Below are 24960 nucleotides of genomic sequence, written 5' to 3'. Positions count from 1 at the left end.
CAGAACGGACCTCAGAGGGTGGATGCGCGAGGGCTTTCGGCCAAGACGGAGCTGCGGCACCGTACCGGCACTGCCGTCACCATGCGTGACGAGGTGTCCGTGGCCTCGACGATACCGGAGCCCCGACCGGTGAGCACTTCCGGATCTTCGGGCCAGCCCCTCGACATCGTTTTCCTGGAGCTTCGCCCGAACGTTCCGTCGCGGGTCCAGGCCCTGCGGACGGCGCTGGCCGAACAGGGTGTGACGATCGCCGACGAGCAGGTGGTCACGGTCAGCAGCCTGGCCGGGGTCGCCACCCTGGCCGCCGCGGTGGCCGGCCAGCCCACGCCCGGGCACCCGGTCTACGACGACGGCACGCCTCCCACCGGGGTCGGCCGCAACGCCGTGCCCCGCCGGCCGGTGGCGCTGATCCCGGCCGACCTGGTGATCAACGGCACCGCGCTGGGCGCGGTGCTCGACGACCCCCGGGTGCACTCGGGGGCGCTGGCGGGTGACGAGTCCGGCGGTCATCGCGAGCTCCTCGACGTGATCCGGATCGACGCCGCCGACCGACCCGCCGCGGCCGGCCTGGTGCACGAGCTCGACCCGGCCACGCCCAGCAGCCTGCTGCTCGACCTGGCCGCCCGCCTGCCCGGCGCCGGGGTGACCCTGCGCCCGGTGCCGATCGGTGGCTACGTCTGGGCCCGCCCGGCCGACGCCGCTCAGGCCGCGGCCGCCGAACTGGCCCTGGCCGCCGTGCCCGAGCGCCGGGTGCGGCTGCGCGAGGCGGCCCGCGGCGGTGACGGCTTCTTCTCCACCTTCGTGCTGCGCAAGCTGTCCTGGCGGCTGACCGGCCCGGCCGAGCGCCTGGGCCTCACGCCCAACCAGGTCACCGCCTTCTCGTTCGTCATCGGCCTGGTCGCCGCCGGGCTGATCGCCACCGGCGACCGGCCCCTGGCCGTGGTCGGGGCCCTGCTGCTCCAGCTCTGCGTGGTCGTCGACTGCGTCGACGGTGAGCTGGCCCGCTACCGCCGCCGGTTCTCCCGGTTCGGCGCCTGGCTCGACGCCGGCACCGACCGCATCAAGGAGTTCGCCGTCGTCTTCGCGCTGGCCCTGGCCGGGGCGCGCGCCGATCAGGACCTGTGGCCGCTCGCCGCGCTGGCGATCGGGGTGCAGACCTTCCGCAGCCTGGCCGACCTGTCCTGGTCGCTGCGCCGGGCCCAGCTCGCCGGCGCCGTGGTCGAGGCTCCGGTGAGCTGGCGCGGCCCGGCCGGGAACCTGCGCACGCCGAGCGGTTTCGTCTCCTCCACCGACACCCACGGCGTCGGCGGCTGGCTCAAGCGCATCGGGCACTTCCCGATCGGCGAGCGCTTCCTGCTGATCTCGCTGGGCGCCGCCCTCTGGACGCCGAAGGGCACGCTGATCGCCCTGTGCGCCGCCGGTCTGGCCGCGGCGGTCTACCTGCTGGCGGCGCTCGCGGCGCGGGGCCGTTCGCTGCGGGGACCGCAGCGTCCCGCGGTGCCGGCCGACACCGGGCCCTGGCTCGGGGCCGCGCTGCAGCGGCTGCGTGGCCGGGCGGCGGTGATCGCCGCGCCCACCCTGGCCGTGGTCGAGATGGCGCTGGTCTATCTGCTGGGCACCGGCGTGGGGGCCGAGCACGGCGCCGCGGTGATGCTCGTCGCGGTCGTCGCGGTCGCCCACTACCTGCAGGCCTACGGGGTGCGCGAGGGTGCGGCCACCGAGTCCTGGGTGGTGATCGGCGCCGATCTGCGGATGGTCGCCTTCCTGGTCCTGATCGTCCTGCCCGGTGTCCTCATGCCCATCGACACCCACGACTGGGTGACGGGCGGGCTCTGGGCACTCACCTCCGTGGTCGCGGTGGCCTCGGTGGCAACTTCTCTCAAGTCATGGATCGGAGTCGCGCGATGAGCGGGCCCAGCATCGCCGAGCTCCGACGGGTCGGTCAGCCCGAGCACGTCCGCAGCCGGGCCGCCGCCGAGCACTGGGTGGCTCACGCCTACCTGCGGCAGATCTCGCCCTACCTGACCCGTCCGCTGGTGGCCCTGGGCCTGTCGGCGAACCAGGTGACCTGGCTGATGATCGGGGCGGCGGCGCTGTCGGCCGTCTCCACCGCCTGGTCGGGCATCTGGGGCGCGCTGCTCGCGGCGTTCTTCGTGCAGCTGCAGATGCTGCTCGACTGCTCCGACGGCGAGGTCGCGCGGTGGCGGGGCACGTCCTCACCGGTGGGTGTCTACCTCGACCGGGTCGGGCACTACGTGGCCGAGTGCGGCATCGCGCTGGCGCTGGGCGTGCGGGTGGCCACGGGAGGCGGCCTCGGGTCGAGCCCCACGGTCACCGACGGCGGGTCCGGGTGGTGGGCCGGGCTGCTCGCCTCGCTGGCCGACCCGGCGCTGTTCCTCGGTGCGCTGCTGGCCCTGCTGGTGGCCCTCAACAAGGTGGAGAACGACCTGGTGCACGTGTCACGGCACTACGCCGGGATGACGGCGATGAAAGACGCGGAGCAGGTCCGCGTCCCCTCCGCAGGGTCGGTGCGCACGTTGCGCCGGATCGCGAAACTGCTTCCGTTCCATCGGGTCTTCCACTCGGTGGAGCTGTCGCTGCTGGTTCTCGCGGCGGCCGTCGTCGATCTGGTGGCAGGCAACCACACCGCTACGGGAGCGCTCCTGGTGGCCCTGGTCGTGGCGGTCTCCGTCACGGTCGTGGGGCACCTCGCGGCGGTCCTGTCCTCGGCGCGGCTGCGGTGAGCGCGGTGACGGAACAGAACGTGCCGGGCGCGCCGAGGACGACGCGCCCACTGCCGGTGGCCCACTACGGCGTGGTGCTGCTGAGCCAGGGCAAGCGGCCCGAGGCCCTGAACCGCGCGGTGGAGTCGGTGCTGGCCCAGCGGGGTGTGGTCACCGACGTGGTGGTGGTCGGCAACGGCTGGGAGCCGGTCGGCCTGCCCGCGGGCGCCCGCGGGGTGGGACTGCCCGAGAACCTCGGCATCCCGGCCGGCCGCAACGCCGGTGTGCCCTACGTCGAGGGTGAGCTGCTCTTCTTCCTCGACGACGACGCCTCCCTGCCGAGCCGCGACATCCTCGCCCAGATCGCGCAGAAGTTCACCGACGAGCCGAGTCTCGGCCTGATCCAGCCCCGCGTCGCCGATCCCGACGGCCTGCCCTCGCCGCGTCGCTGGACGCCTCGCCTGCGCGTCGGCGATCCGCACCGCAGCAGCGACGTGGCCGCGATCTGGGAGGGCGGGGTGGCCCTGCGCCGCGACGTCTTCACCGCCACCGAGGGCTGGCCGGCGCCGTTCTGGTACGCCCACGAGGGCATCGAGCTGGCCTGGCGGGTGTGGGACGCGGGATACCGGGTGCGCTACGACGGTGAGCTCGTGGTCAACCACCCGGTGATCGCCCCGACCCGGCACGCCGTGTTCCACCGGTTCTCGGCCCGCAACCGGGTCTGGCTGGCGCGGCGCAACCTGCCGATGCCGGTCGGCGTGATCTACGTCGGGGTCTGGTTCACGATCTCGGCGCTGCGCCTGCGCGCCCGCGACGACGCCGCGGAGATGCTCAAGGGCTACTGGCAGGGCCTCACCCAGAACGGTGGCCCGCGCCGCCGGATGGGGTGGAGGGCGATCTGGCGGATGACCAGGGCAGGCCGTCCGCCGGTGATCTGAGCCGGAGCGTGAGAAGAGGGGCGAATCCGGGATTCGCCCCTCTTTCGTTTCCGTACGGTGCGTGTCCGGCGGCGCACGGCGCGTCTGCGTGAGACCTTGGCCCACGTGGCGAACCGACTGGAGTACGCGACCAGCCCGTACCTGCTGCAGCACAAGGACAACCCGGTCGAGTGGTGGCAGTGGGGCGAGGCGGCCTTCGAGGAGGCCGTCCGCCGGGACGCGCCGATCCTGCTCTCGGTCGGGTACGCCGCCTGCCACTGGTGTCACGTCATGGCGCACGAGTCCTTCGAGGACCCCGAGGTCGCCGACCTGATGAACAAGCTGTTCGTCAACGTCAAGGTGGACCGTGAGGAACGCCCGGACGTGGATGCCACCTACATGGCCGCGACCCAGGCGCTGACCGGTCAGGGCGGCTGGCCGATGACGGTCTTCCTCACCCCCGACGGGCGGCCGTTCTACGCGGGCACCTACTACCCGCCGGTGCCGCGCGGTCAGCACCCGTCGTTCCGCCAGCTGATCACCGCGGTCTCCAACACCTGGAACCAGCGGCGGGGCGAGGTGCAGGAGGCGGGCGACCGGATCGCGAAGGCCCTGGCCGACCAGGCGATCCCGAGCGGTTCCGAGGGCGGGGCGCCGGACTGGGACACCCTGACCAGCGCCCTGCAGAAGCTGGTCTCCTCGGAGGATCCGGTGCACGGCGGTTTCGGCGGTGCGCCCAAGTTCCCGCCGTCGATGGTGCTGGAGTTCCTGATCCGCTACGCCACCGTCCAGGAGCGGACCCCGGGCGGCCGGGCGGCCCGCGACCTGGCCGGGCGCACCCTGCGGGCGATGGCGCGCAGCGGCATGTACGACCAGGTGGTGGGCGGTTTCGCGCGCTACTGCGTGGACGCCGCCTGGGTGGTGCCGCACTTCGAGAAGATGCTCTACGACAACGCCCAGCTGGCCCGGGTGTACCTGCACTGGTGGCGGCTGACCGGTGAGGCGGTGGGCTCGCGGATCGCGCTGGAGACCTGCGACTGGATGGTGTCGGCGCTGCTCACGCAGGAGCAGGGGCTGGCCTCGTCGCTCGACGCGGACACCACGGTGACCGACGAGGAGACCGGCGAGTCGCACGGCGAGGAGGGACGCACCTACGTCTGGACGCCGGAGGACCTGCTCACCCACCTCGGCCCGGAGGACGGGGCCTGGGCCGCGGCGCTGCTGCGGGTGGGGCGCCCGGGCACGTTCGAGCGCGGCACCTCCACGGCCCAGCTGGCGCAGGACGTGTGGGCCGACCCGTTCACGGCCGCTCGCTGGGAGGGCATCCGGGAGAAGCTGCGGGCGGTGCGCACGGCCCGGCCGCAGCCCGGCCGCGACGACAAGGTGGTGGCCGCCTGGAACGGGCTGGCGATCGCCGCGCTGGCCGAGACCGGCGCCCTGCTGAACCGCCCCGACCTGGTGACGGCGGCCGCGAAGATCGCGAATCTGGTGCTGCGCGTGCACATTCACGGGTCGGGAGTGGTGCCGAGGCTGTACCGGGCCAGTCGTCACGGCAACCCCGGTCATGCGGCCGGTGTGCTGGAGGACTACGGCGACCTGGCCGAGGGCCTGCTCACCCTGCACAACGTCACCGGGGACGTGCGCTGGCTGGCCACCGCGGGCAACCTGCTCGAGGTGGTGATGAGCCAGTTCATCGACGAGGACGGGGTGCACGACACCGCGCGCGACTCCACCGACCGGGCCCTGCTGGCGCTGCGCCGCCCGGCCGACCCGACCGACAACGCCTACCCCTCAGGCGCTTCCGCGGCGGCGGGGGCCCTGCTGTCGTACGCCGCGCTGACCGGGTCGCACCGGGCGCGGGCTGCGGCCGAGCGCTGTCTGGCCGCCGCCGGGGCGGTCGGCGGGCACGCGCCGCAGGCCTTCGGCTGGGCGCTGGCCGTGTCGGTGGCCCGGCTCGACGGACCGCGCGAGATCGCGGTCGTGGGGCCGGACGAAGACCCGGTGCGCGCGAGCCTGCACGAGACGGCGCTCCGGTCATCGGCTCCGGGGGCGGTGATCAGTACCGGCCGGCCGGACTCGCCCGGGGTGCCGCTGCTGGCCGGGCGCACGCTGAGCCGGTTCGGCGAGGCGCAGGCGTTCGTGTGCCGGGACTTCGTCTGCCGGCTGCCCGCGACCACGATCGCGGACCTCGAGAACCGCCTGACCGAAGAGATCTAGACGTTGTGACGCATGAGATTGCCGGGATCGGGTGACCGAGGTGCGCCCAACGGGCTCTGACGCGGCGACGGGACGCAGGTCGACGATCTAACGCAGGTCGACGAGACTCGGCCGCCCGCCGAGCAACCCCTGCCATTCGGCGCTGGAGAACACCAGGGCCGGGCCGACCGGCTGCGTGACGTCGCGGACCGCGATGCGGTTGCCGGGCTCGAGCACGGCGACCTCGAGGCGGTCGTCGAGCCCCTCCTGGGAACGCCCGGCGACCCAGGTCGTGGTGGCCGGGTCGATCACAACGCTCAGATCTGTGACCCTGCCGCTGCGCTGTGTGGTCATGCGCACAGGGTAGCGCTCTGATTGCGCGCGATCACCGGTTCGGCGAACGGCACGTGACACCGATGCCGTGCCAGGGCCGGTTCTCTGCTCAGGGAAGAACAATGATTACACGCTTGCAAGGCCTCTGTAAGCGAGTAATCATCGATGCATGGATGAAGCAGGAGCAGTGCAGGCATGGTTCGGCGCCCGGTTGCCGGCCGAGTGGAACGAGCCCGCGGCGGAGGTCACGACCGACCGCGAGGAGATCCTGGTGCGGCTGACGATCCCGGGTCCCGCCCCCACCGACGACGAGGTGGCCCGCAAGGAGGCCACCGCCGGCGCGATCGCCCGGTTCCGGGAGGACACCCGCGACCGGCGCATCCAGATCGCCCGCGAGGCCGAGCACCGGTTCGAGCGCAAGGTGGCCTGGGCGGTGACGGCGGGAGACGAGACCGAGGTGTTCACCAGCCTCGCGGTGCCGGTGATGACCCGGCTGCGCCAGCCCGAGCGGCTGGTGCTCGACACCCTGGTCGACGCCGGGGTGGCCCGGTCGCGGGCGCACGCGCTGGCCTGGTGCGTGCGGCTGGTCGGTGACAACACGAGCACCTGGCTCACCGACCTGCGCACCGCGATGGAAGAGGTGGAGAAGGTGCGAAAAGCCGGGCCTACGAGCTGAACGCGGCGATGCCGATGCCGGTGGAGTGCGCCATGAACGCCAGCACCGTGAACGCGTGGAACACCTCGTGGAAGCCGAACCAGCGCGGGCTCGGGTTCGGCTTCTTCAGGCCGTAGACCACGCCGCCCATGGTGTAGAGCGCTCCGCCGGCCACGATCAGCGCGAACACCGCCACACCACCGCCGTGCAGCAGTTGCGGCACGTAGGCCAGGGCCACCCAGCCGAGGGCGATGTAGACCGGCACGTAGAGCCAGCGCGGGGCGCCGACCCACAGCACCCGGAACGCCACCCCGAGCAGGGCCCCGGTCCAGACGATCCACAGCAGGGTGCGGGCCGGGCCCGAGGGCAGCAGCAGCACGCTGAAGGGCGTGTAGGTGCCGGCGATGATCAGGAAGATGTTGGCGTGGTCGATGCGCTTGAGCACGGCGCCGGTGCGAGGGCTCCAGTCACCGCGGTGGTAAAGGGCACTGACGCCGAAGAGCATGGACGCGGTCACCGCGAAGATCGCGGTGGAGACCCGGGTGCGGTCGTCGGGGGCGAGGATCACCAGCGTGGCGCCGAGCAGGACCGCCAGTGGGAACGTGCCCATGTGCAGCCAGCCGCGCAGCCGCGGCTTCAGCCCGTCGAGCTTGGTCTCGAGCTTCTCGACGCCGGCCTCGATGCGGTCGCGACCGGCCTCGAGGCGGTCACGTCCGGCTTCGAGACCCGCGCCGAGCAGGCCGGTACGGGGGTTGCGCTCGTCCCGGTCGTCGGGACCCGGGAGCAGGTCGTGAGGTTCCGTCATCACACCGAGACTAGCGGCGACACCTGGGAATCGGCGGTGGGTGAACCACTCGGTATTTCGTGGGCCCAGACCCCTTGACCGAGCCGTCCGGACCGTGCGAGACCGGTACCCAGGTCACTATCGTGTTGCGAGAGTGCGCCGTCTGCTTGAAGATCGGGCACTTCGCTACATCCCGGGTACCGGACAGCGCTAACGTGAGGTTCATGGGACTGCGCCGGCTCGTCTACCGCGCCTATCAGCGCAACGTCATGAGGGGCCTGGCGCCCGAGGCGATTCCCCGGCACATCGGGGTCATCCTCGACGGGAACCGGCGCTGGGCGAAGAACTCCGGGCTCGATGCCAGCGGTGGCCACCGGGCCGGCGCCGCCAAGATCCTCGAGTTCCTCGGCTGGTGCGACCAGGTCGGCGTCGAGGTCGTCACGCTGTGGCTGCTGTCCACCGACAACCTCACCGGGCGCTCGCCCGAGGAGCTGGCCGCGCTGTTCCAGATCTCCGAGGGTGTCGCCGGTGAGATCGCGGCCACCGGTCGCTGGCAGGTGCATCCGGTCGGCGCGCTCGACCTGCTGCCCGCCGCCACCTCCGGCCGGCTCAAGGAGCTCGAGGAGCAGACCCGTTCCGTCGGCTGCCCGCGCATGGTCAACATCGCCATCGGCTACGGCGGCCGTCGCGAGATCGCCGACGCGGTGCGCTCGCTGCTGTCCGACCATGCGGCCCGCGGCACCACGATCGAGGAGCTCGCCGAGATTCTCGACGTCGACCACATCGCCGAGCACCTCTACACCAAGGGCCAGCCCGATCCCGACCTGGTGATCCGCACCTCGGGCGAGCAGCGCCTGTCCGGCTTCCTGCTCTGGCAGAGCGCGCACAGCGAGTTCTCGTTCTGCGAGGCGCTGTGGCCCGACTTCCGCAAGGTCGACTTCCTGCGCGCACTGCGGCAGTACGCCCAGCGCGAGAGGCGTTACGGGGCCTGAAACCACCATGATGGACGCGGTGGTCGCTCGCCGGCCACCACGTCCACCATTTGTTGGTGGTGGCCTTTGAAAACCACGCCGGAATTCTGGACCCGGATGTTCAATCGCGCGTAACCTGGCCGTGATAGCGACGATATTGGTCTGTGATCGGCGATCACCGATCGTCAATTGCCCGTGGCTGAATTCCTGCTGGCCGCGCCGGAGTTCCCGAAGTCGCGCCGGATGTCCCCGTCAGATTTGTCACGTGGGCCGTCAAATCCGTTTACGTGCAGTGGGTTGACGTGAAGGTGTCCGGGTAGCGACCGTTATACCTCCGCGTAGCGTCAGTTGCCGCCAGGTAATACGTCGTTGCCCGGCGGGGCGCTAAGCATCCTCCAGCGAGGGGAGTCACCGTGGCATTGCCCGCGAGTTTCACCCAGGCCTCCACAGACGTGCCTGCCGCCCAGAACGATTCCGGTGGCCGCACGTTCGTGCTCGACACGTCGGTGCTGCTGTCCGACCCGAAGGCGATTCACCGCTTCGCCGAGCACGAGGTCGTCCTTCCTGTCGTCGTGATCACCGAGCTGGAGGGGAAGCGCAACCACCCCGAGCTCGGCTACTTCGCGCGGCAGGCCCTGCGGCTCCTCGACGATCTGCGGATCCGGCACGGGCGTCTGGATGCCCCGATGCCGATCGGTGACGCCGGCGGAACGCTGAGGGTGGAGCTCAACCACGCCGATCTCGCGGTCCTGCCCGACGGATTCCGGCGGGCGGACAACGACAACCGGATTCTCGCGGTGGCCCGCAGCCTGGCCACCGAGGGGCACTCGGTGACGTTGGTCAGCAAGGACCTGCCGATGCGGATCAAGGCCTCGGCGATCGGCCTGACCGCCGAGGAGTATCAGGCCGGGCTGGCCGTCGACTCCGGCTGGACCGGTCTGGACGAGCTCAAGCTCGACGCCTCCGAGGTCGGCCTGCTCTACGCCGGTGAGTCGCTGGACGTGCCCGAGGCGGCCGAACTGCCCTGCCACACCGGGCTGGTCATCGCCTCGCCCAACGGTTCCGCGCTGGGCCGGGTCACCCCCGACAAGAGGGTGAAGCTGGTTCGCGGCGACCGCGAGGTGTTCGGCGTGCACGGCCGGAGCGCCGAGCAGCGCATCGCGATCGATCTGCTGCTCGACCCGGAGATCGGGATCGTCTCGATGGGCGGCCGGGCCGGCACCGGCAAGTCGGCGCTGGCACTGTGCGCGGGTCTGGAGGCCGTGCTCGAGCGCCGTCAGCACCGCAAGATCATGGTGTTCCGTCCCCTCTACGCGGTCGGTGGGCAGGACCTCGGCTACCTGCCCGGCAACGAGGCCGAGAAGATGAACCCCTGGGCCCAGGCGGTCTTCGACACCCTCGGCGCGCTGGTCGCCCCCGAGGTGGTCGAGGAGGTGATGGAGCGCGGCATGCTCGAGGTGCTCCCGCTCACCCACATCCGGGGCCGCTCGCTGCACGACGCCTACGTGATCGTCGACGAGGCCCAGTCGCTCGAGCGCAACGTGCTGCTGACCGTGCTCTCCCGGATCGGCCAGAACTCCCGGGTGGTGCTGACCCACGACGTGGCCCAGCGCGACAACCTCCGGGTCGGCCGGCACGACGGGGTCGCGGCGGTGATCGAGGCGCTCAAGGGGCACCCGCTGTTCGCCCACGTCACGCTGACCCGCTCGGAGCGCTCGCCGGTGGCGGCCCTGGTGACGGAACTGCTGGAGAACTTCGTTCCGTGATCGGCTGATCGTTCCGGAAGGCCCGGCCGGGAACGGCCGGGCCTTTCGTTTTGGTTGCTCAGGGCTATCGAAGTGGCGGTGCATCGGCACTGAATCCGTGGCGCGACCGTCATCGGTGACGGAACCGGAATCGGTGACCAAAAGCGTCCTCAAGCCTGTAATCGCCTGTCGCACTAGGGATCGGATCTTCACCCAAATGCCGGTGACGACCCTCACAACCTTCGACGGTGGGTAATAGAAAGGCCAAGAAGTTTGACGCAACGCAATCACATGGCTGTGATTCGTTTGAATTCCGATGCCCCCGTCCCGCACGGTGAGTGAGTCAGCACCCCGCTCCTGTGAGTGACGACCGCACCCGCCGTTCATCGCGGCGAGGGCCCATCGCAACCGGATGGACCCGGTGCGGTCCGGTCTCGCGGGCCCCCGTGGTGTCAGCGCGGTGCCGATGGTGGGTACCGGCGGGCCCTGGAGCGGAGTGACGCAGATGCGCCGTGACCCGGGGCGCACCGTTGAAAGGCTCTACGTGCTTCCCAGCGCCCTGCGCTCCCTCTCGGTGGCAGTCCTCCTCACCGCCGTCACCGGCACCGTGATCGCCACCGCACCGCAGTCCGACCGTGACGCACAGACCTCCGCGAACGGCGCGGTCCGCCCGGCCGAGCAGGACCTGACCGGCCGGATCACTCTCACCGGCAGCACGCTGAGCAGCAGCGGCGCCGTCTCCACCCTCACCGCCCCGGCTCTCGCGACGTCGGCCCTCACCACGGCCAGCGCGAAGTCCAGCCAGGACATCAAGGCCTCGGCCGCCCGCGCGGCGGCCGTGAAGGCGAAGGCCGCCAAGGCCGCCGCCAAGGTCGCCGCCGCCCAGAAGGCCGCGGCGAAGAAGGAGGCCGAGCGCAAGGCCGCCGCCCGGCGCCAGGCGGCCGCGAAGGCGCAGGCCTCCCGCACCAGCCCGCGCACGGCCAAGGCCGTGGCCAAGCTGATGGTGGCCGACCGTGGCTGGAAGTCCGGTCAGTACACCTGCCTGGTGAAGCTGTGGGAGAAGGAGAGCAACTGGCGGCACACGGCCACCAACCGCTCGTCCGGCGCCTACGGCATCCCGCAGTCGCTGCCCGGCAGCAAGATGAAGGCCGCCGGCAAGGACTGGCGCACCAACCCCACGACGCAGATCAAGTGGGGCCTGCGCTACATCAGCGACCGCTACGGCAGCCCGTGCGGCGCCTGGTCGCACAGCCGGTCGGTCGGCTGGTACTGAGGTCCTGCTTCTCGGTGGCCCGGTTTCCCGCGAGGGGGGCCGGGCCGCTGTGTTTCCGGACACTCGTCCAAGATCATAAAAAATCACCGTGTGTACGGCCGAGTCACCCTGCGTCTACTGATTCGTCTTTTCGGTGTCAAACCTTTCTTAACCCTCACCAGGAGACTTGTGCTCGTCGTTCCGATTCGCCACGGTAGTCGCCGTGACGGCAACCATTGGGTCTGAAAACGACGAAGACCTCGCGGACTTGTGGTTGAGCACGGGAGGGGTGCCCACCAGTCCGGTCCGAGGCGACACGAAGAGCTTTCCCAAGCGTTCGGAGCTGCGCCGGGCCGAGGCCCGCGCCGCCGCCCGCCGGGGAGCGACCAGCCGGCCCTCGGGCGGTAGCCGCCCGACCGGCGCCCCGGCCGGTCGCCAGCAGCGTCCCGCGGCCCCGGCGAGTGCCCTGCGCAGCTCGGAGGCCGCCCGGCGCTCGTCGCTCCAGGCGCGGTACCCGGTTGCGGTAGCGCCCACCCCGGCCGTCCTCCCGATCCCGCAGACCGACCCGTGGCGTCCGGCCGGCATCGACATGCCGGTGCCGACGCCGATCTCGCAGGACGCGTTCCGCCAGCCCGACCGTCGTCCTCCTCTGGTCCCGATCGCGATCCCGGCTCCTGCGCGCAAGGTCGCGGCTGGGGGCCTGGCGACCTCCCCGCCCACCGCGCCGATCGAGCTCCAGGCCCCCGCGGGTGCCGGCGTCGACCCGGCCGAGTGGGGTCTCGACCTCACCGGCGACTCCGCCGATCTGCGCACGGCCACCCCGTCTCCCGCCGAGACCTCCAAGCGGCGCCTCTTCGGTGGTGGCAAGTCCACCGCGGCCCGCCTGCTGGTGATGGCACTCGTCGTCGGCGCCGAGGGCGTCGCGGTCACCCAGCTCGCCGGCAACGCGTCGCCGATCGGTGAGGGCGCCAGCGCGTCCGCCGCCTTCGAGCTCACCGCCGCCGAGCAGCAGGCCCAGGACGAGGAGAAGGCCGAGGTCGCCGCCGCGGCCGCGGCCGCCGAGAAGGCGGCCGAGGAGGCCACCGAGGCCAAGCAGTCGCTGAAGTCGGCCTCCCCGGCCAAGGCGAAGGCCGCGCTTTCCCAGTACAAGCAGGCCAAGGCGGCCGCCGACCGGATCAAGGCCGCGGCCGAGCGTCGCGAGAAGGCCATGCGCAACGCGCAGACCAACCCCAAGTCGGTCGCGCAGCTCATGCTCGCCGACCGGGGCTGGTCGTCGTCGCAGTTCTCCTGCCTGGACTCGCTCTGGACCAAGGAGAGCGGCTGGAACTACCAGGCCACCAACCCCTCGTCCGGTGCGTACGGCATTCCGCAGTCGCTGCCCGGCTCGAAGATGGCCAGCGCCGGTTCCGACTGGCAGACCAACCCGGTCACGCAGATCCGCTGGGGACTCGACTACATCGCCGACCGCTACGGCACCCCCTGCGGGGCCTGGAGCCACAGCCAGTCGGTCGGCTGGTACTGATCTCTGCTCGTCGAAAAGGCGCTCCCCGCACGGGGAGCGCCTTTTCGTTGTCAGGGATGCGTCATGGTGCTGACGTCGAGCAGCCGGTCCAGCTCCTCCTCGGTCAGTTCGCCGCGCTCCACCACGCCCAGCGCGATGGCGGCGGCCTTGATCGTGATGCGTTCCGCCACGGCGTGTTTCGCGATCTTCGCGGCGGCCTCGTAACCGAGCGGCCGGGCCAGCGGGGTGACGATCGACGGGGACGACTCGGCCAGCTCCCGGGCCCGTCGCTCGTCGGGCTCGATCCCGTCGACGACCCGCTCGGCCAGCAGCAGTGAGCCCCGGGTCAGGAGCTTGATCTGCTCCAGCAGCGACCGGGAGATCACCGGCACCATCACGTTGAGCTCGAAGTTCCCGCTGGCACCGGCCCAGGCCAGCGTCGCGTCGTGCCCCACCACCTGGGCGCAGATCTGCAGCACCGCCTCGGGGATCACCGGGTTCACCTTGCCCGGCATGATCGAGGAACCGGGCTGCAGGTCGGGCAGGTGGATCTCGCCCAGACCGGCGTTCGGGCCCGATGACATCCAGCGCAGGTCGTTGCAGATCTTGGTCAGGCTCACCGCGAGAACCCGCAGGGCGCCGGACAGTTCGACCAGGGCGTCGCGGGAACCGTGGGCCTCGAAGTGGTCCCGGGCCTCGGTAATCGGAAGTCCGGTGCTGACGGCCAGATCCGCGATCACCCCGGCCGCGAAGCCGGGCGGGGTGTTGATGCCGGTGCCGGTCGCGGTGCCGCCCAGCGGGACCTCGACGACGCGGGGGAGGGTGTCGATGATGCGCTCGATCGCCCGCCGCACCTGCGCCGCGTGACCGCCGAACTCCTGGCCCAGGGTGACGGGAGTGGCGTCCATCAGGTGGGTGCGGCCGGCCTTGACCACGTGGGCGGTGCGGCCCGCGAGGTTCTCGAAGCTCTTGGCCAGGACGTCGAGCGAGGGCAGCAGCCCGTTGACGACGGCGTCGGCCGCGGCCACGTGCACGGCGGTGGGAACCGTGTCGTTCGACGACTGCGAGGCGTTGACGTGGTCGTTCGGGTGCACCTTGGTGCCGAGGGCCTGCCCGGCCAGGTTCGCCACGACCTCGTTGACGTTCATGTTGGTCGAGGTGCCGGAGCCGGTCTGGAACACGTCGATGGGGAACTGGTCGGCGTGCTCACCCTCGGCGATCCGGGTGGCGGCCTTGGCCACCGCCTCGGCGATCTCGTCGGGCACGACCCCGAGCTGGGCGTTCACCCGCGCGGCGGACGCCTTGATCCGGGCCAGGGCGGAGATCACCAGAGGGTCGATCCGCACCCCGCTGATCGGGAAATTGTCCACGGCGCGCTGGGTCTGGGCTCCCCACAGGGCGCTGGCGGGTACCCGGACCTCGCCCATCGTGTCGTGCTCGATGCGCATGTCTTCATTGGCCATGCCCTGATCCTCGCGCCGGGGCCCGGGGGGCGGCCACCCGGGGTGGGCAGCGTGACCTCTGCTGACGATCAGCGGCGGACGCGCGGTGCCGGCCCTCGCGGGCTACGTGAGGTAGGTGGACAGGCGGCTGATGAACGACTGCAGGTTGTCGACCACCGAAAGGCCCAGGGCCACGGCGGTCAGGGCACCCGCGCTGACCGCGGCGATCAGGAGGGCCTGGCCGACGGCCTCGTGACCGGCGTCCTCGGGAAACCCCGCGTCCCCCGGGAGCCGGGCCTCTCCTTCCAAGGGGCGCCGACGCGTCCGTAAGCCCATGAAACCCGCCCCCACCCGAAGGGATCGCCGAAATGGTCACTCAAAGCTATCGAGCTGGCTCTGAGTGACCAACCGGGCGTTCAGGCGACCTGCGGATCCGGTGCCGGGGCGTCGGGGGTGGGGATCGTGCTGCTCAGCACCTGCACGGCGCCGTCGGAGAGTGCGTACTCGAGGGCCACGATGGCCAGCTTGCCCTCGGCCACCCGGCGCCCGATCACGCTGGAACGCTCGGGCAGTTCCTGTGCCACCTGCACCGAGTGCTCGGCGACGATCTCGTTGATCTCGCCGTGACCGTGACGGCGGGCGTTGATCACGCTGGAGCTGAGCATCTCGACCACCGTGCGCAGGTAGCCCGAGGGCATCTGGCCGCTGTCGTGCGCCTCCATCGTGGCCTTCACGGCGCCGCAGCTGTCGTGACCGAGCACGACCACGAGGGGGATGCCGAGCACCTCGACGCCGAACTCGATCGAGCCGAGCACCGCGTTGTCGACCGCGTGACCGGCGGTGCGCACCACGAAGAGGTCGCCCAGGCCCTGGTCGAAGATGATCTCGGCGGCCACCCGGGAGTCGGCGCACCCGAAGATCAGGGCGAACGGACGCTGGCCACCGGTGAGGGTGGAGCGGCGGTGGACGTCCTGGTTGGGATGGGCGGCGTCGTCCAGCACGAAGCGGCGGTTGCCGGCCATCAGTTCGGCCAGGCTGCCCGCGGCGTCGGGCATCTCGTCGGTCGTACTCATGTCAGTGGGCACCCTTTCCTGGAGTCCGGATGCTGCCGGACCGCAGAGGCCATTCTCTCTTGCTCCGGGCCAGCATTTCTCCACGGTGAGCTATCACGCCGGTCACGGAGGGCGCCAGGTCTGCTCCCCGGCTGCTCCCCGGCTGCTCCCCGGCTGCTCCCTGACCGCTCCCCGGCCGTCGGAACGGAAACGCCCCGAGAGTGCCGGTTCGGTGCGCGACACGCCGACACGCCGGATTGCGACACGCTCGGCTTGTCCCCCGTGTTGGTGGCATAAATGCCGCGACACGCCGTCGTGCCGACTTTCCCGCACTGGCAACGGGTTACGTGCGGGGCAAGAAGCGACGGGTGGTGCGCATGGGACGAGCTGGGACCTTTGTGGAGGGGCTGACCAGGGGGAGACAGGTCTGGACCGAACACCCTACTTTCCCTCTGCCATCCCAAAGATGCGAAACAATCCGCTACCGATCCCTTACGTTCAGTCACCTTAGGAGCCTGTGAAAGGGGAACGTGGTGGTTCCGGAGACAACACTCACCGCCCTCGGAAGTATTGAGGGCGGCAAGGGACAGGAAGTCGAACGCCTGCGTAGGCAGGTCGAGGTGATGCTCGCCCACGTTCTCGACCTGGGACTCACCCCGGCGCCGCAGGCGTGGATGTTCGAGGCCGTTCGCGACCGCACGACCGTGGTCGACCTGAACGCCGACGGATGGAACGCCGCGCCCAGCGACGCCGACCGGATGATGGCCACGGAGGCCCTGGTCCGCGCCCACCGGGAACTGAGCCGCATCGTGGCGCCGGCCCGCCCGGCCACGCTGGAGCTGCTGCACGGGTACCGCGAGGGTCTCAAGCCCTCCCGGCTGACCGGGCGCATCCCGCGTCAGGGTGGGGCGCCCGCGGTGGCCCCGGGGAAGAAGGGCGTGAAAGCCTTTCTGTTCGCCGGGATCTCGCCCGCCGGCAGCACGGTTCCGCTGGTGCGCTGGCTGATGGCCACGACCCTCGGCTTCCTGGTGGCCTTCGTGCTGCTGGCGGCCGTGCCGGCGGCGCGGGAGGCGAGCGCGGGCACCGGCCTGGGCAACAGCGACCCGGCGTTCGGCAGCCTGCTGCTGCGCGAGATCTTCCTGCTCACCGCGGCCGCGCTCGGAGCCGGGCTGACGGCCCTGTACCGGGCCGGGCGCGAGGTGGCCCGGGGCAGCTACGACCCGGAGTTCGACCACACCTTCCTGCAGCGCATCCTGCTCGGGATGGCGGCCGGACTGGTGATCGCCGAGCTGATCCCGCTGGGTGGCGGCGGTGACGCGCTGTCGGGTCTGGCCCGGCCGGCGATCGCACTGCTGGGCGGTTTCGCGGCAGATGCGGTGCACAGCATGCTGACCCGGGTGATGGCCGCGCTGGAGACGCTGTTCAACGGCGGCGCGGTGAACCGGGAGCAGGCCGAGCGGGAGCTGGCCGAGAAGCGGGCCGAAGAGGTGCTGGCGCAGGCCGACCGGGCCACGCTGAACAAGCTGCTCGAGATTCGCCGCATCGCGTCCTCCGGGGCACCGACGCGGGCCATCATCGAGGAGATCGACCGCGTGATCACGGTGGTCGCCGCGCCGGTCTGATCACGGTTCACCGCACGACGGGGGAGATGTCGGGTGGTGCGGACGACGGCCGGAGAGGTCCGGCGTCCCACACACTCACAACCTGTCCGGTCAGGTTGCTTAGTATCTGGTCATGGCTGAGTTCGCATACTCCGATCTGCTTCCCACGGCGCCGGACACGCAGACCCCCTACCGGCTGCTGAGCACGGAGGGGATCCGCACCCTCGAGGCCGCCGGCCGGCAGTTCCTCGAGGTGTCGCCCGACGCGCTCGCGCTGCTCGCCGACACCGCCATGCACGACATCGCGCACTACCTGCGCCCGGCGCACCTGGCCCAGCTGGCCCGCATCCTCGACGATCCCGAGGCCAGCCCGAACGACCGGTTCGTCGCCCTCGACCTGCTGCGCAACGCCAACGTCTCGGCGGGCGGCATCCTGCCGATGTGCCAGGACACCGGCACCGCGATCGTGATGGGCAAACGGGGGACGCAGGTGCTCACCGCTCCCGGGGCCGTCTCCGACGAGGAGGCGTTGAGCCGGGGGATCCACAGCGCGTACGACCGGCTCAACCTGCGTTACTCGCAGATGGCCCCGCTGACGATGTGGGACGAGAAGAACACCGGCACGAACCTGCCCGCGCAGATCGAGCTGTACGCCGACACGACGCCCGGGCACGAGGCCGCCTACAAGTTCCTCTTCATGGCCAAGGGCGGCGGCAGCGCGAACAAGTCGTTCCTGTTCCAGGAGACCAAGGCCGTGCTCAACCCGGCCGGGATGATGAAGTTCCTCGACGAGAAGCTGCGCTCGCTGGGCACGGCCGCCTGCCCGCCCTACCACCTGGCCGTCGTGGTGGGCGGTACCAGCGCCGAGTTCGCGCTGAAGACGGCCAAGTACGCCAGCGCCAAGTACCTCGACAACCTGCCCACGTCGGGGTCGGCGACCGGGCACGCGTTCCGTGACCTCGACCTGGAGCTCCAGGTGCTCGAGCTGACCCGGCAGTTCGGGATCGGCGCGCAGTTCGGCGGCAAGTACTTCTGCCACGACGTGCGGGTGGTGCGTCTGCCCCGGCACGGCGCGTCCTGCCCGGTGGCGATCGCGGTGTCGTGCAGCGCCGACCGTCAGGTGCTGGGCAAGATCACGGCCGAGGGCATCTGGCTGGAGCAGCTCGAGACCGAGCCGGCGCAGTACCTGCCGGAGACGACCGACGAGCACCTGAACGACGATGTGGTGCGGGTGGACCTGAACCGGCCGATGGCCGAGATCCGGGCCGAGCTGTCCCGCTATCCGGTGAAGACGCGGCTCTCTTTGTCGGGCCCGTTGGTCGTGGCGCGCGACATCGCGCACGCCAAGATCAAGGAGCGTCTGGACGCGGGGGAGGAGATGCCCTCGTACCTGCGTGATCACGCGGTCTACTACGCCGGGCCGGCCAAGACCCCCGAGGGCTACGCGTCCGGTTCGTTCGGGCCGACCACGGCCGGCCGCATGGACAGTTACGTCGAGCAGTTCCAGGCGGCCGGCGGGTCGATGGTGATGCTGGCCAAGGGCAACCGGTCGAAGGCCGTGACCGATGCCTGCAACACCCACGGCGGTTTCTACCTGGGCTCGATCGGGGGCCCGGCCGCCCGGCTGGCGCAGGACTGCATCCGCAAGGTCGAGGTGCTGGAGTACGCCGAGCTGGGGATGGAGGCGGTCTGGAAGATCGAGGTCGAGGACTTCCCGGCCTTCATCGTGGTCGACGACAAGGGCAACGACTTCTTCGCCGAGGTCACCAAGCCGATGGCGATGACGATCCAGCGCCGGGCCGGTCTCTAGGGCTGCCAGGCGTCCAGTTCCTCCAGCGTGGGGGGCTGGGCGCCGGCCCGGGTGCACGTGTAGGCGGCGATCTTCACGGCGTGGGTCAGCAGGGGGACGAGGTCCGCGGCGGGTTTCTCGGCCACCTGTTTGATGGTGGCCGGGTCGAGGAGGCCGGCCCGGTCGAGGCCGTGCAGCAGCCCGCTCATCAGTGAGTCCCCGGCGCCGACGGTGTCCGTCACCGAGATCTTCGGGGCGGCGACCTCGACCACCCCGGTGGCCGTGACACCGACCGCGCCCTCGCCGCCGCGGGTCAGCACCACCAGGGACGGGCCGCCGGCCCGCCAGGCCTCGCAGATCTGCAGCGGGTCCGCGCCGGGGGCGAGCCACTCCAGGTCCTCGTCGCTCACCTTGACCACGTCGGCCGACCGGACGATCCGCTCGATACGTTCCAGCGCGTCCGTGCGTGACCCCATCAGCGCGGGCCGCGCGTTCGGGTCGTAGGTGATCACCACGCGTCCCGCGTTCTGCTCGACCAGCCGCAGCACGTCGTCGCCGCCGGGAGCCAGGGTGGCCGCGATCGAGCCGGTGTGGAGTGCTCGCACCCCCGGGCTGACAACGATGTCGGGAAGGGCCCACCGAAGCGCGAAGTCGTAGTTCGCCACGCCTTCGGCATCGAGCCGCGCGGTGGCCGTGGACGTGGCGTCGGCCGTGACCGAGCCCTCGGCCAGGCTGACGCCGGAGGAGCGCAGGTGCTCGAGGATCGAGCGGCCGCGGGCGTCGTCGCCGATCCGGGTGAGCAGTTGGGTGCCGACCCCGAGACGGGCCAGACCAAGCGCCACGTTGGCGGGGCTGCCCCCGGGGTGCTCGACGGGGGCTCGTCCTGGGGCATGCACGATGTCGACCAGGGCTTCACCGATGACCAGGACCTCGTCCAACGCCGCCTCCTCGCGATCACGTACCGGGGGCTCAAGGGTAGGGGTCCCCGGGGCGCGGGCGTGTCCCCGCCCACCCGGTTACACGTTCGGGCACTCGGGGCGCGACCATAGGGAGGTGACCGAGACGCCCAGCACCGACAGCCCCGCCGCCGCGTCGGAGACCGCCCCGTCCGCCGGGAGCTCCTCGGCGTCCCCCGCGTCCGAGGCGCAGGTCGTCGGCTCGGCGGCGGCCCGCAGCGCTGAGCACCGGCGCAAGTCGATGAGCACCCGCCCCCGCGACATGCTCATCTCGATGGCCGTGATCGTCGGCATCGTGCTCCTGCTGCTGCTCCTGGTGCCGCGACCGAACGGGCTGCCCACGCACGACGTGAACGTCAGCTCGGCCGCGCTCGGTGCCGGCCCGTCGGTGGGCTTCGCCCCCTCGCAGCCCGACCTGCCCGCGGGCTGGACCGCCCGCTCGGCCGGCCTGGAGACGGGCACCACCAACGACATCGCCACCTGGTCGCTGACCTACACCACGCCGGGCGGGACCTACGCCGGGATCCAGCAGGCCAAGGACGTGACCCGGGCCTGGGAGTCGCGCCAGGTCACCGACGGCCAGGAAGCCGGCACCGAGACCATCGGCGGCGTCGAGTGGGTCGTGCGCAGCCGCAACGACCGCGGCACGATCAGCTTCGTCAACCGTGCCGACGACGGCATCACCACTGTGGTCACGGGCACCGCCACCGAGGCCCAGATGAACGAGTTCGCCACGGCCGTGGCCGCCGTCCTGCCGTAGGCCTCTTCTGCTCGACCCTGCCGTGGGCCTCTTCTGCTCGACCCTGCCGTAGGCCTCTTCTGCTCGACCGGACGCGCCGCGGCCGCACCTGCCGCTCGCCGGTGTTCGCGGCCGGCCCGTCTCCTCGTACGGTCCGCTCGTCGTGGTTCGCGGGGCCTGCTCGGTCGGCCCGCTGCCCTAACAACCTGGTGAACGGGCGACCCGGCCGGCCGACCGGGGCGACGGGCAGGGGGATCCGTCCTCGAAACCGGCGGTCGATCCGTAAGGTCTGCCCGCCCTCTCCTTGGCCATCGTCCGGCCGATTTCGGCAAGGACTCCCTCACCTCCTGCTCCCCCGGCCCGGCCGAAGGTGGGGCTGATCCGCTCACTGGACCGCCGCGTCCGCTATTTGCTTTGACCGCGCACTCGAGTAGACACTGTCTACGTAGCCGTGATCGGGAGGCGCCATGTTGTTCGGAATGCTGAGAATGCTGCTGTCGCCGCTGGTCTGGCTGTTCGGGCGGCCGGTGGTGACGGGGCGTCAGCATCTGCCGCGGCAGGGGGCGGTAATCCTGGCGGGCAATCATCTGTCGTTCTCCGACTCGCTGTTCCTGATTCTGGCCACGCGGCGGCGCGTCACGTTTCTGGCCAAGTCGGAATACTTCACCGGTGGGCGGTTGCGGCGCTGGTTCTTCACCGCGGCCGGGCAGATCCCGGTGGAACGTGGCAACCCGGCGAAGGCGGCCTCGTCACTCGGGCAGGCCCTGAAAATTATTGACGATGGCGGGGTCTGGGGGATTTTCCCGGAGGGGACGCGCTCGCCGGACGGGCGTCTGCACCGTGGTCGCACCGGGGCGATCCGGGTGGCGCTCGAAACCGGGGCGCCCGTGGTGCCGGTGGTGTTGCGGGGCACCGACCGGGTCAATCCGCCGGGCACCACGATCTGGCGGCCGGGGAGGGTGCGGGTCGAGTTCTGTGCGCCGCTGGATCTCGCCGAATTTCACGGGCAGGGCGACAATCGTGAACTGGTAAGGCAACTCACCGACGACTTGATGGGTGTCCTGGCGGAGCGTGGTGGGCAGGAGTACGTTGACGTGTACGCGTCGGTCGCCAAGAGGGCCGCACGGTGACGGTTTTCGTGGAACGGGCGGTGGCGGCGGGTGGCCGGTCTGGAGCAACGGCTGGTCGCGGTCGGGGTGGACCTGCTCGAGAGGGAGGGGCCCGGTCGGCTCGGGCTTCGTGAGATCGCCCGGCAGGCGGGGGTTTCGCACGGAGCGCCGCGTCGCTACTTTCCCACGCACCAGCAGTTGCTGGGGGCCATCGCAAAATCCGGGGCCAGTGACCTGACGCGAGGGCTCGAGCAGGCGCTGATGCGGGGTGGGGTGCTCGGGGCGGCGCGGGAGTACGTCACGTTCGCGCGGAGCCGGCCGGAGATGTTCCGCCTGATCTTCCGGCACGACCTTCTCGCCGACAGCGGGCACTCACTGCGTGAAGTGTGGCTGCCCCTGCTCGGGCGGGTGAGTGAGGTGGCCGGAGAGGAAGACGCGCTGTTGATCTGGACGCACGTGCACGGCATCGCGACCTTCGCGGCCGATCGGACGCTGGAGCCGGCGGGTCAGGCCGGGCGCATCGACGACCTGGTGACCCGGGCCGTCACCGACCGGCTGGGTCAGGCCTCGTCCTCGTCCTGAGCGGTCTCGGGGTGCCGCGCGTCCAGCTTCGCCTGCGCCCCCGCCAGCCAGGTCTCGCAGCGCCGGGCCAGGGCCTCACCGCGTTCCCACAGCGCGAGTGACTCCTCGAGCGTCTCCGCCCCGCTCTCCAGGCGGCGCACCACGGCGACCAGTTCGTCGCGAGCCTGCTCGTAGGAGAGCTCCGCCAGTTCGTCGGGTTCCTCGGTCTTCTTCACGCGCGGCGGGGTCACGGAAGGAGCCTAAGCCTTCGTGCCCGGGCTCCCGGTCGCCTCAGGGGCTGACCTCGGCCGTGAACTCGCCCTCGTGCACCCGCACCCGCACCGCGTCCCCGGCGGTCACCTCGTCGGGGGAGCGCACGACCTGCCCGTCCTCCCGCTGCACGACCGCGTAGCCCCGGGCCATCGTCGCGACCGGCGACAGCGCCCGCACCCGCTGCCGCAGGTGATCGACGTCTTGGCGGCCGTGCGAGAGCCGGTTGGCCAGAGCCCGCGCCGCCCGTTCGCGCTGCGCCTGCACCACGAGCGCCTGCTCGGTCAGCAGCCGGTGCGGATCGGCCATCACCGGGCGGGAGCGCAGCGCGGCGATCGTCGCCACCTCGCGCTCGAGCCGGGAGGCCAGGGCCTGGCGAGCACGCCGCCGGGTCTGCCGGATGCCCTCGATCTCCGCCTCGACGTCCGGCACGATCCGCTTGCCGGCGTCCGTCGGGGTCGAGGCCGCGAAGTCGGCCACCAGGTCGAGCAGCGGCTTGTCGACCTCGTGCCCGATCGCGCTGACGATCGGCGTCCGGCAGGCCGACACCACCCGCAGCAGCGCCTCGTTGCTGAACGGGAGCAGGTCCTCCACCGACCCGCCACCCCGGGCGACGACGATGACGTCCACGTCCTCCTGTGCGTCCAGTGTCCGCAACGCGCCCACCACGTCCTGCACCGCCTGGGGACCCTGCACCGCGACGGCCTTGATCTCGAACGTCACGGCCGGCCAGCGGCGGCGGGCGTTCTCGACCACGTCGCGCTCCGCGGCCGACGCCCGGCCACAGATCAGCCCGACCGTGCGCGGCAGGAATGGCAGCGGGCGCTTGCGGTCGGCGGAGAAGAGCCCCTCGGCCGTGAGCAGACGGCGCAGGTGCTCGAGCTGGGCGAGCAGTTCCCCGACGCCGACCGGGCGGATCTGGTCGGCGAACAGGCTCAGCGAACCCCGGCGGGGAAAGAGCTGGGCGCGGACGTGCATGACGACCCGGGAACCGTCCGACAGCGGGGCCGACAGGGCGTCGAGCACCCGGACATGGGTCGAGACGTTGAACGAGAGGTCGACATCCGGGTCACGTAGGGTCAGGTAGCAGGTGGTCTGTCCGGGTCTGCGCGTGAGCTGCACCACCTGCCCCTCCACCCAGACCGCAGGTGACCTGGCCACATAGTCGGTGAGCTTCGACGACAGCAGCCGCACCGGCCAGGGCTGATCGGCGGTCGTGTCACCCGCCGTGGCCGGGATCTTCCGGGGCGTACTGCTCATCAGGTCACGTTAGCGGAGCTGCGGGAGCCACTTACCATGGACGCGTGACCGCATCGAGCATTGCCTCCACGGCCCCCACGAACGCTGCCACGAAGAGAGTGCTCCTGGCCTCTCCGCGTGGCTACTGCGCCGGTGTCGACCGTGCCGTGCTGGCGGTCGAGAAGGCGCTCGAGGTGCACGGTGCCCCGGTCTACGTGCGCAAGGAGATCGTGCACAACCGGCACGTCGTGTCCTCGCTGCAGGACAAGGGCGCCGTCTTCGTCGACGAGACCGACGCCGTGCCCGAGGGTGCGATCGTCGTCTTCTCCGCGCACGGCGTGTCCCCGGCCGTGCGTGACGCCGCCGACCGCCGCCAGCTGAAGACCATCGACGCGACCTGCCCCCTCGTCACCAAGGTGCACAAGGAGGCCGTGCGCTTCGCGAACGGTGACTACGACATCCTGCTGATCGGTCACACCGGTCACGAAGAGGTCGAGGGCACCGCCGGCGAGGCGCCCGAGCACATCCAGATCGTCAACAGCCCCGACGACGTCGAGGGCATCGAGGTGCGCGACCCGGACAAGGTCGTGTGGCTGTCGCAGACCACGCTCTCGGTCGACGAGACCATGGAGACGGTGCGGCGCCTCAAGGAGAAGTTCCCCAACCTGCAGAACCCGCCGAGCGACGACATCTGCTACGCCACGCAGAACCGTCAGGTCGCGGTGAAGAAGATCGCGCCCGAGGCCGACCTGGTCATCGTCGTCGGCTCGCAGAACTCCTCCAACTCGGTGCGGCTGGTCGAGGTCGCGCTGGAGTACGGCGCACAGGCCTCGTACCGCGTCGACTTCGCCGCCGAGATCGACGAGGCCTGGCTCGAGGGCGTGACCACGGTCGGCGTCACCTCGGGGGCGTCGGTGCCCGAGATCCTCGTGCAGGACGTGCTGACCTGGCTCGCCGAGCGCGGTTTCGGCAAGACCGAAGAGGTCGTCACGGCGCAGGAAGACCTGCTGTTCTCGCTGCCGCGGGAGATCCGACGGGACATGAAGGCGAAGGCGGCCGAGAAGGCTGCCGCCGCCGATGAGAAGGGCTGAGCTCGAGAACCCACAACCGCCCTGTCCGATCGGA

At 71.0% G+C, this 24960-nt stretch carries 23 protein-coding genes; 15 read left to right on the top strand and 8 right to left on the bottom strand.

Annotation, left to right across the window (positions count from 1 at the left end; all coding sequences use genetic code 11):
- Positions 1-129 precede the first annotated feature (129 nt).
- The 4 genes from J2S57_RS06530 to J2S57_RS06515 all read left to right on the top strand — a co-directional run bounded on the left by J2S57_RS06530 (position 130) and on the right by J2S57_RS06515 (position 5857).
- Positions 130-1908: a CDP-alcohol phosphatidyltransferase family protein gene (locus J2S57_RS06530; protein ID WP_307239438.1), complete on the top strand. Its 1779-nt coding sequence runs from the start codon at positions 130-132 to the stop codon at positions 1906-1908.
- The gene (locus J2S57_RS06525) at positions 1905-2744 is read left to right on the top strand and encodes a CDP-alcohol phosphatidyltransferase family protein (protein ID WP_307239436.1); all 840 of its coding nucleotides are present in this window, start codon (positions 1905-1907) and stop codon (positions 2742-2744) included. Before J2S57_RS06530 ends, J2S57_RS06525 begins: the two co-directional genes overlap by 4 nt.
- A 5-nt stretch (positions 2745-2749) precedes the next feature.
- Positions 2750-3661, top strand: coding sequence for a glycosyltransferase family 2 protein (locus J2S57_RS06520; protein ID WP_307239434.1), 912 nt, complete (start codon positions 2750-2752; stop codon positions 3659-3661).
- 105 nt (positions 3662-3766) lie between these two features.
- Positions 3767-5857, top strand: a complete 2091-nt coding sequence (locus J2S57_RS06515; protein ID WP_307239433.1) for a thioredoxin domain-containing protein — start codon at positions 3767-3769, stop codon at positions 5855-5857.
- A gap of 87 nt (positions 5858-5944) precedes the next feature.
- Here the strand turns inward: J2S57_RS06515 and J2S57_RS06510 are convergent, their stop codons facing one another.
- Positions 5945-6190 (bottom strand): DUF397 domain-containing protein, encoded by a 246-nt coding sequence (locus J2S57_RS06510; protein WP_307239431.1) that lies wholly within the window; start codon positions 6188-6190, stop codon positions 5945-5947.
- 148 nt (positions 6191-6338) lie between these two features.
- Between J2S57_RS06510 and abmR the strand changes: the two genes are divergently transcribed.
- Positions 6339-6845: an ATP-binding transcription factor AbmR gene (gene abmR / locus J2S57_RS06505; protein ID WP_307239430.1), complete on the top strand. Its 507-nt coding sequence runs from the start codon at positions 6339-6341 to the stop codon at positions 6843-6845.
- On the opposite strand, the gene trhA is transcribed toward abmR, so the two are convergent.
- Positions 6835-7629: a PAQR family membrane homeostasis protein TrhA gene (gene trhA / locus J2S57_RS06500; protein WP_307239428.1), complete on the bottom strand. Its 795-nt coding sequence runs from the start codon at positions 7627-7629 to the stop codon at positions 6835-6837. The two genes, abmR and trhA, sit on opposite strands and share 11 nt — an antisense overlap.
- Before the next feature lie 203 nt (positions 7630-7832).
- Here trhA and J2S57_RS06495 point away from each other — a divergent pair, with 203 nt between their 5' ends.
- The 4 genes from J2S57_RS06495 (at position 7833) to J2S57_RS06480 (ending at position 13098) form a co-directional block, all read left to right on the top strand.
- On the top strand, positions 7833-8600 hold the full coding sequence (locus J2S57_RS06495; RefSeq protein ID WP_307239426.1) for an isoprenyl transferase: 768 nt from the start codon (positions 7833-7835) through the stop codon (positions 8598-8600).
- A 431-nt stretch (positions 8601-9031) separates the two neighbouring features.
- Positions 9032-10345, top strand: a complete 1314-nt coding sequence (gene phoH2 / locus J2S57_RS06490) for an RNA 5'-3' helicase PhoH2 (RefSeq protein WP_370882581.1) — start codon at positions 9032-9034, stop codon at positions 10343-10345.
- A 445-nt stretch (positions 10346-10790) separates the two neighbouring features.
- Positions 10791-11597: an aggregation-promoting factor C-terminal-like domain-containing protein gene (locus J2S57_RS06485; protein WP_307250998.1), complete on the top strand. Its 807-nt coding sequence runs from the start codon at positions 10791-10793 to the stop codon at positions 11595-11597.
- A 268-nt stretch (positions 11598-11865) separates the two neighbouring features.
- On the top strand, positions 11866-13098 hold the full coding sequence (locus tag J2S57_RS06480) for an aggregation-promoting factor C-terminal-like domain-containing protein (protein ID WP_307239423.1): 1233 nt from the start codon (positions 11866-11868) through the stop codon (positions 13096-13098).
- Positions 13099-13148: 50 nt separating this feature from the next.
- On the opposite strand, the gene J2S57_RS06475 is transcribed toward J2S57_RS06480, so the two are convergent.
- The 3 genes from J2S57_RS06475 to J2S57_RS06465 all read right to left on the bottom strand — a co-directional run bounded on the left by J2S57_RS06475 (position 13149) and on the right by J2S57_RS06465 (position 15592).
- Positions 13149-14540 carry a class II fumarate hydratase gene (locus tag J2S57_RS06475; RefSeq protein WP_307239421.1) on the bottom strand — a complete coding sequence of 464 codons (1392 nt, stop codon included), beginning with the start codon at positions 14538-14540 and terminating at the stop codon, positions 13149-13151.
- Between the two features lie 102 nt (positions 14541-14642).
- The gene (locus J2S57_RS06470) at positions 14643-14855 is read right to left on the bottom strand and encodes a hypothetical protein (protein ID WP_307239419.1); all 213 of its coding nucleotides are present in this window, start codon (positions 14853-14855) and stop codon (positions 14643-14645) included.
- Positions 14856-14935: 80 nt separating this feature from the next.
- Positions 14936-15592: a carbonic anhydrase gene (locus J2S57_RS06465; protein ID WP_307239417.1), complete on the bottom strand. Its 657-nt coding sequence runs from the start codon at positions 15590-15592 to the stop codon at positions 14936-14938.
- A 602-nt stretch (positions 15593-16194) separates the two neighbouring features.
- Here J2S57_RS06465 and J2S57_RS06460 point away from each other — a divergent pair.
- Both J2S57_RS06460 and J2S57_RS06455 read left to right on the top strand, forming a co-directional pair.
- Positions 16195-17193 (top strand): hypothetical protein, encoded by a 999-nt coding sequence (locus J2S57_RS06460; protein WP_307239415.1) that lies wholly within the window; start codon positions 16195-16197, stop codon positions 17191-17193.
- 112 nt (positions 17194-17305) lie between these two features.
- Entirely contained in the window at positions 17306-18982 is a 1677-nt protein-coding gene (locus J2S57_RS06455; protein ID WP_307239414.1) for a fumarate hydratase, read from the top strand.
- On the opposite strand, the gene J2S57_RS06450 is transcribed toward J2S57_RS06455, so the two are convergent.
- The gene (locus J2S57_RS06450) at positions 18979-19899 is read right to left on the bottom strand and encodes a carbohydrate kinase family protein (protein ID WP_307239412.1); all 921 of its coding nucleotides are present in this window, start codon (positions 19897-19899) and stop codon (positions 18979-18981) included. The two genes, J2S57_RS06455 and J2S57_RS06450, sit on opposite strands and share 4 nt — an antisense overlap.
- Positions 19900-20014: 115 nt before the next feature.
- Between J2S57_RS06450 and J2S57_RS06445 the strand changes: the two genes are divergently transcribed.
- The 3 genes from J2S57_RS06445 to J2S57_RS06435 all read left to right on the top strand — a co-directional run bounded on the left by J2S57_RS06445 (position 20015) and on the right by J2S57_RS06435 (position 22347).
- Entirely contained in the window at positions 20015-20677 is a 663-nt protein-coding gene (locus tag J2S57_RS06445) for a DUF4245 domain-containing protein (RefSeq protein WP_307239410.1), read from the top strand.
- A 458-nt stretch (positions 20678-21135) separates the two neighbouring features.
- Positions 21136-21786 (top strand): lysophospholipid acyltransferase family protein, encoded by a 651-nt coding sequence (locus J2S57_RS06440; protein ID WP_307239408.1) that lies wholly within the window; start codon positions 21136-21138, stop codon positions 21784-21786.
- A 30-nt stretch (positions 21787-21816) separates the two neighbouring features.
- Positions 21817-22347 (top strand): TetR/AcrR family transcriptional regulator, encoded by a 531-nt coding sequence (locus tag J2S57_RS06435; RefSeq protein WP_307239406.1) that lies wholly within the window; start codon positions 21817-21819, stop codon positions 22345-22347.
- Here J2S57_RS06435 and J2S57_RS06430 read toward each other — a convergent pair.
- Together J2S57_RS06430 and xseA are read right to left on the bottom strand one after the other, a co-directional pair.
- On the bottom strand, positions 22326-22577 hold the full coding sequence (locus J2S57_RS06430; protein WP_307239403.1) for an exodeoxyribonuclease VII small subunit: 252 nt from the start codon (positions 22575-22577) through the stop codon (positions 22326-22328). The genes J2S57_RS06435 and J2S57_RS06430 overlap by 22 nt on opposite strands.
- Positions 22578-22617: 40 nt before the next feature.
- Positions 22618-23856: an exodeoxyribonuclease VII large subunit gene (gene xseA / locus J2S57_RS06425; protein ID WP_307239401.1), complete on the bottom strand. Its 1239-nt coding sequence runs from the start codon at positions 23854-23856 to the stop codon at positions 22618-22620.
- A gap of 44 nt (positions 23857-23900) precedes the next feature.
- Here xseA and J2S57_RS06420 point away from each other — a divergent pair, with 44 nt between their 5' ends.
- Entirely contained in the window at positions 23901-24926 is a 1026-nt protein-coding gene (locus J2S57_RS06420; RefSeq protein WP_307239400.1) for a 4-hydroxy-3-methylbut-2-enyl diphosphate reductase, read from the top strand.
- Positions 24927-24960 lie beyond the last annotated feature (34 nt).

The organism is Kineosporia succinea, assembly GCF_030811555.1.
In the GTDB taxonomy this organism is placed as follows: domain Bacteria; phylum Actinomycetota; class Actinomycetes; order Actinomycetales; family Kineosporiaceae; genus Kineosporia; species Kineosporia succinea.
Note: the sequence above shows the minus strand (reverse complement) of the source record. Positions and strands in the feature narration are given on the sequence as shown.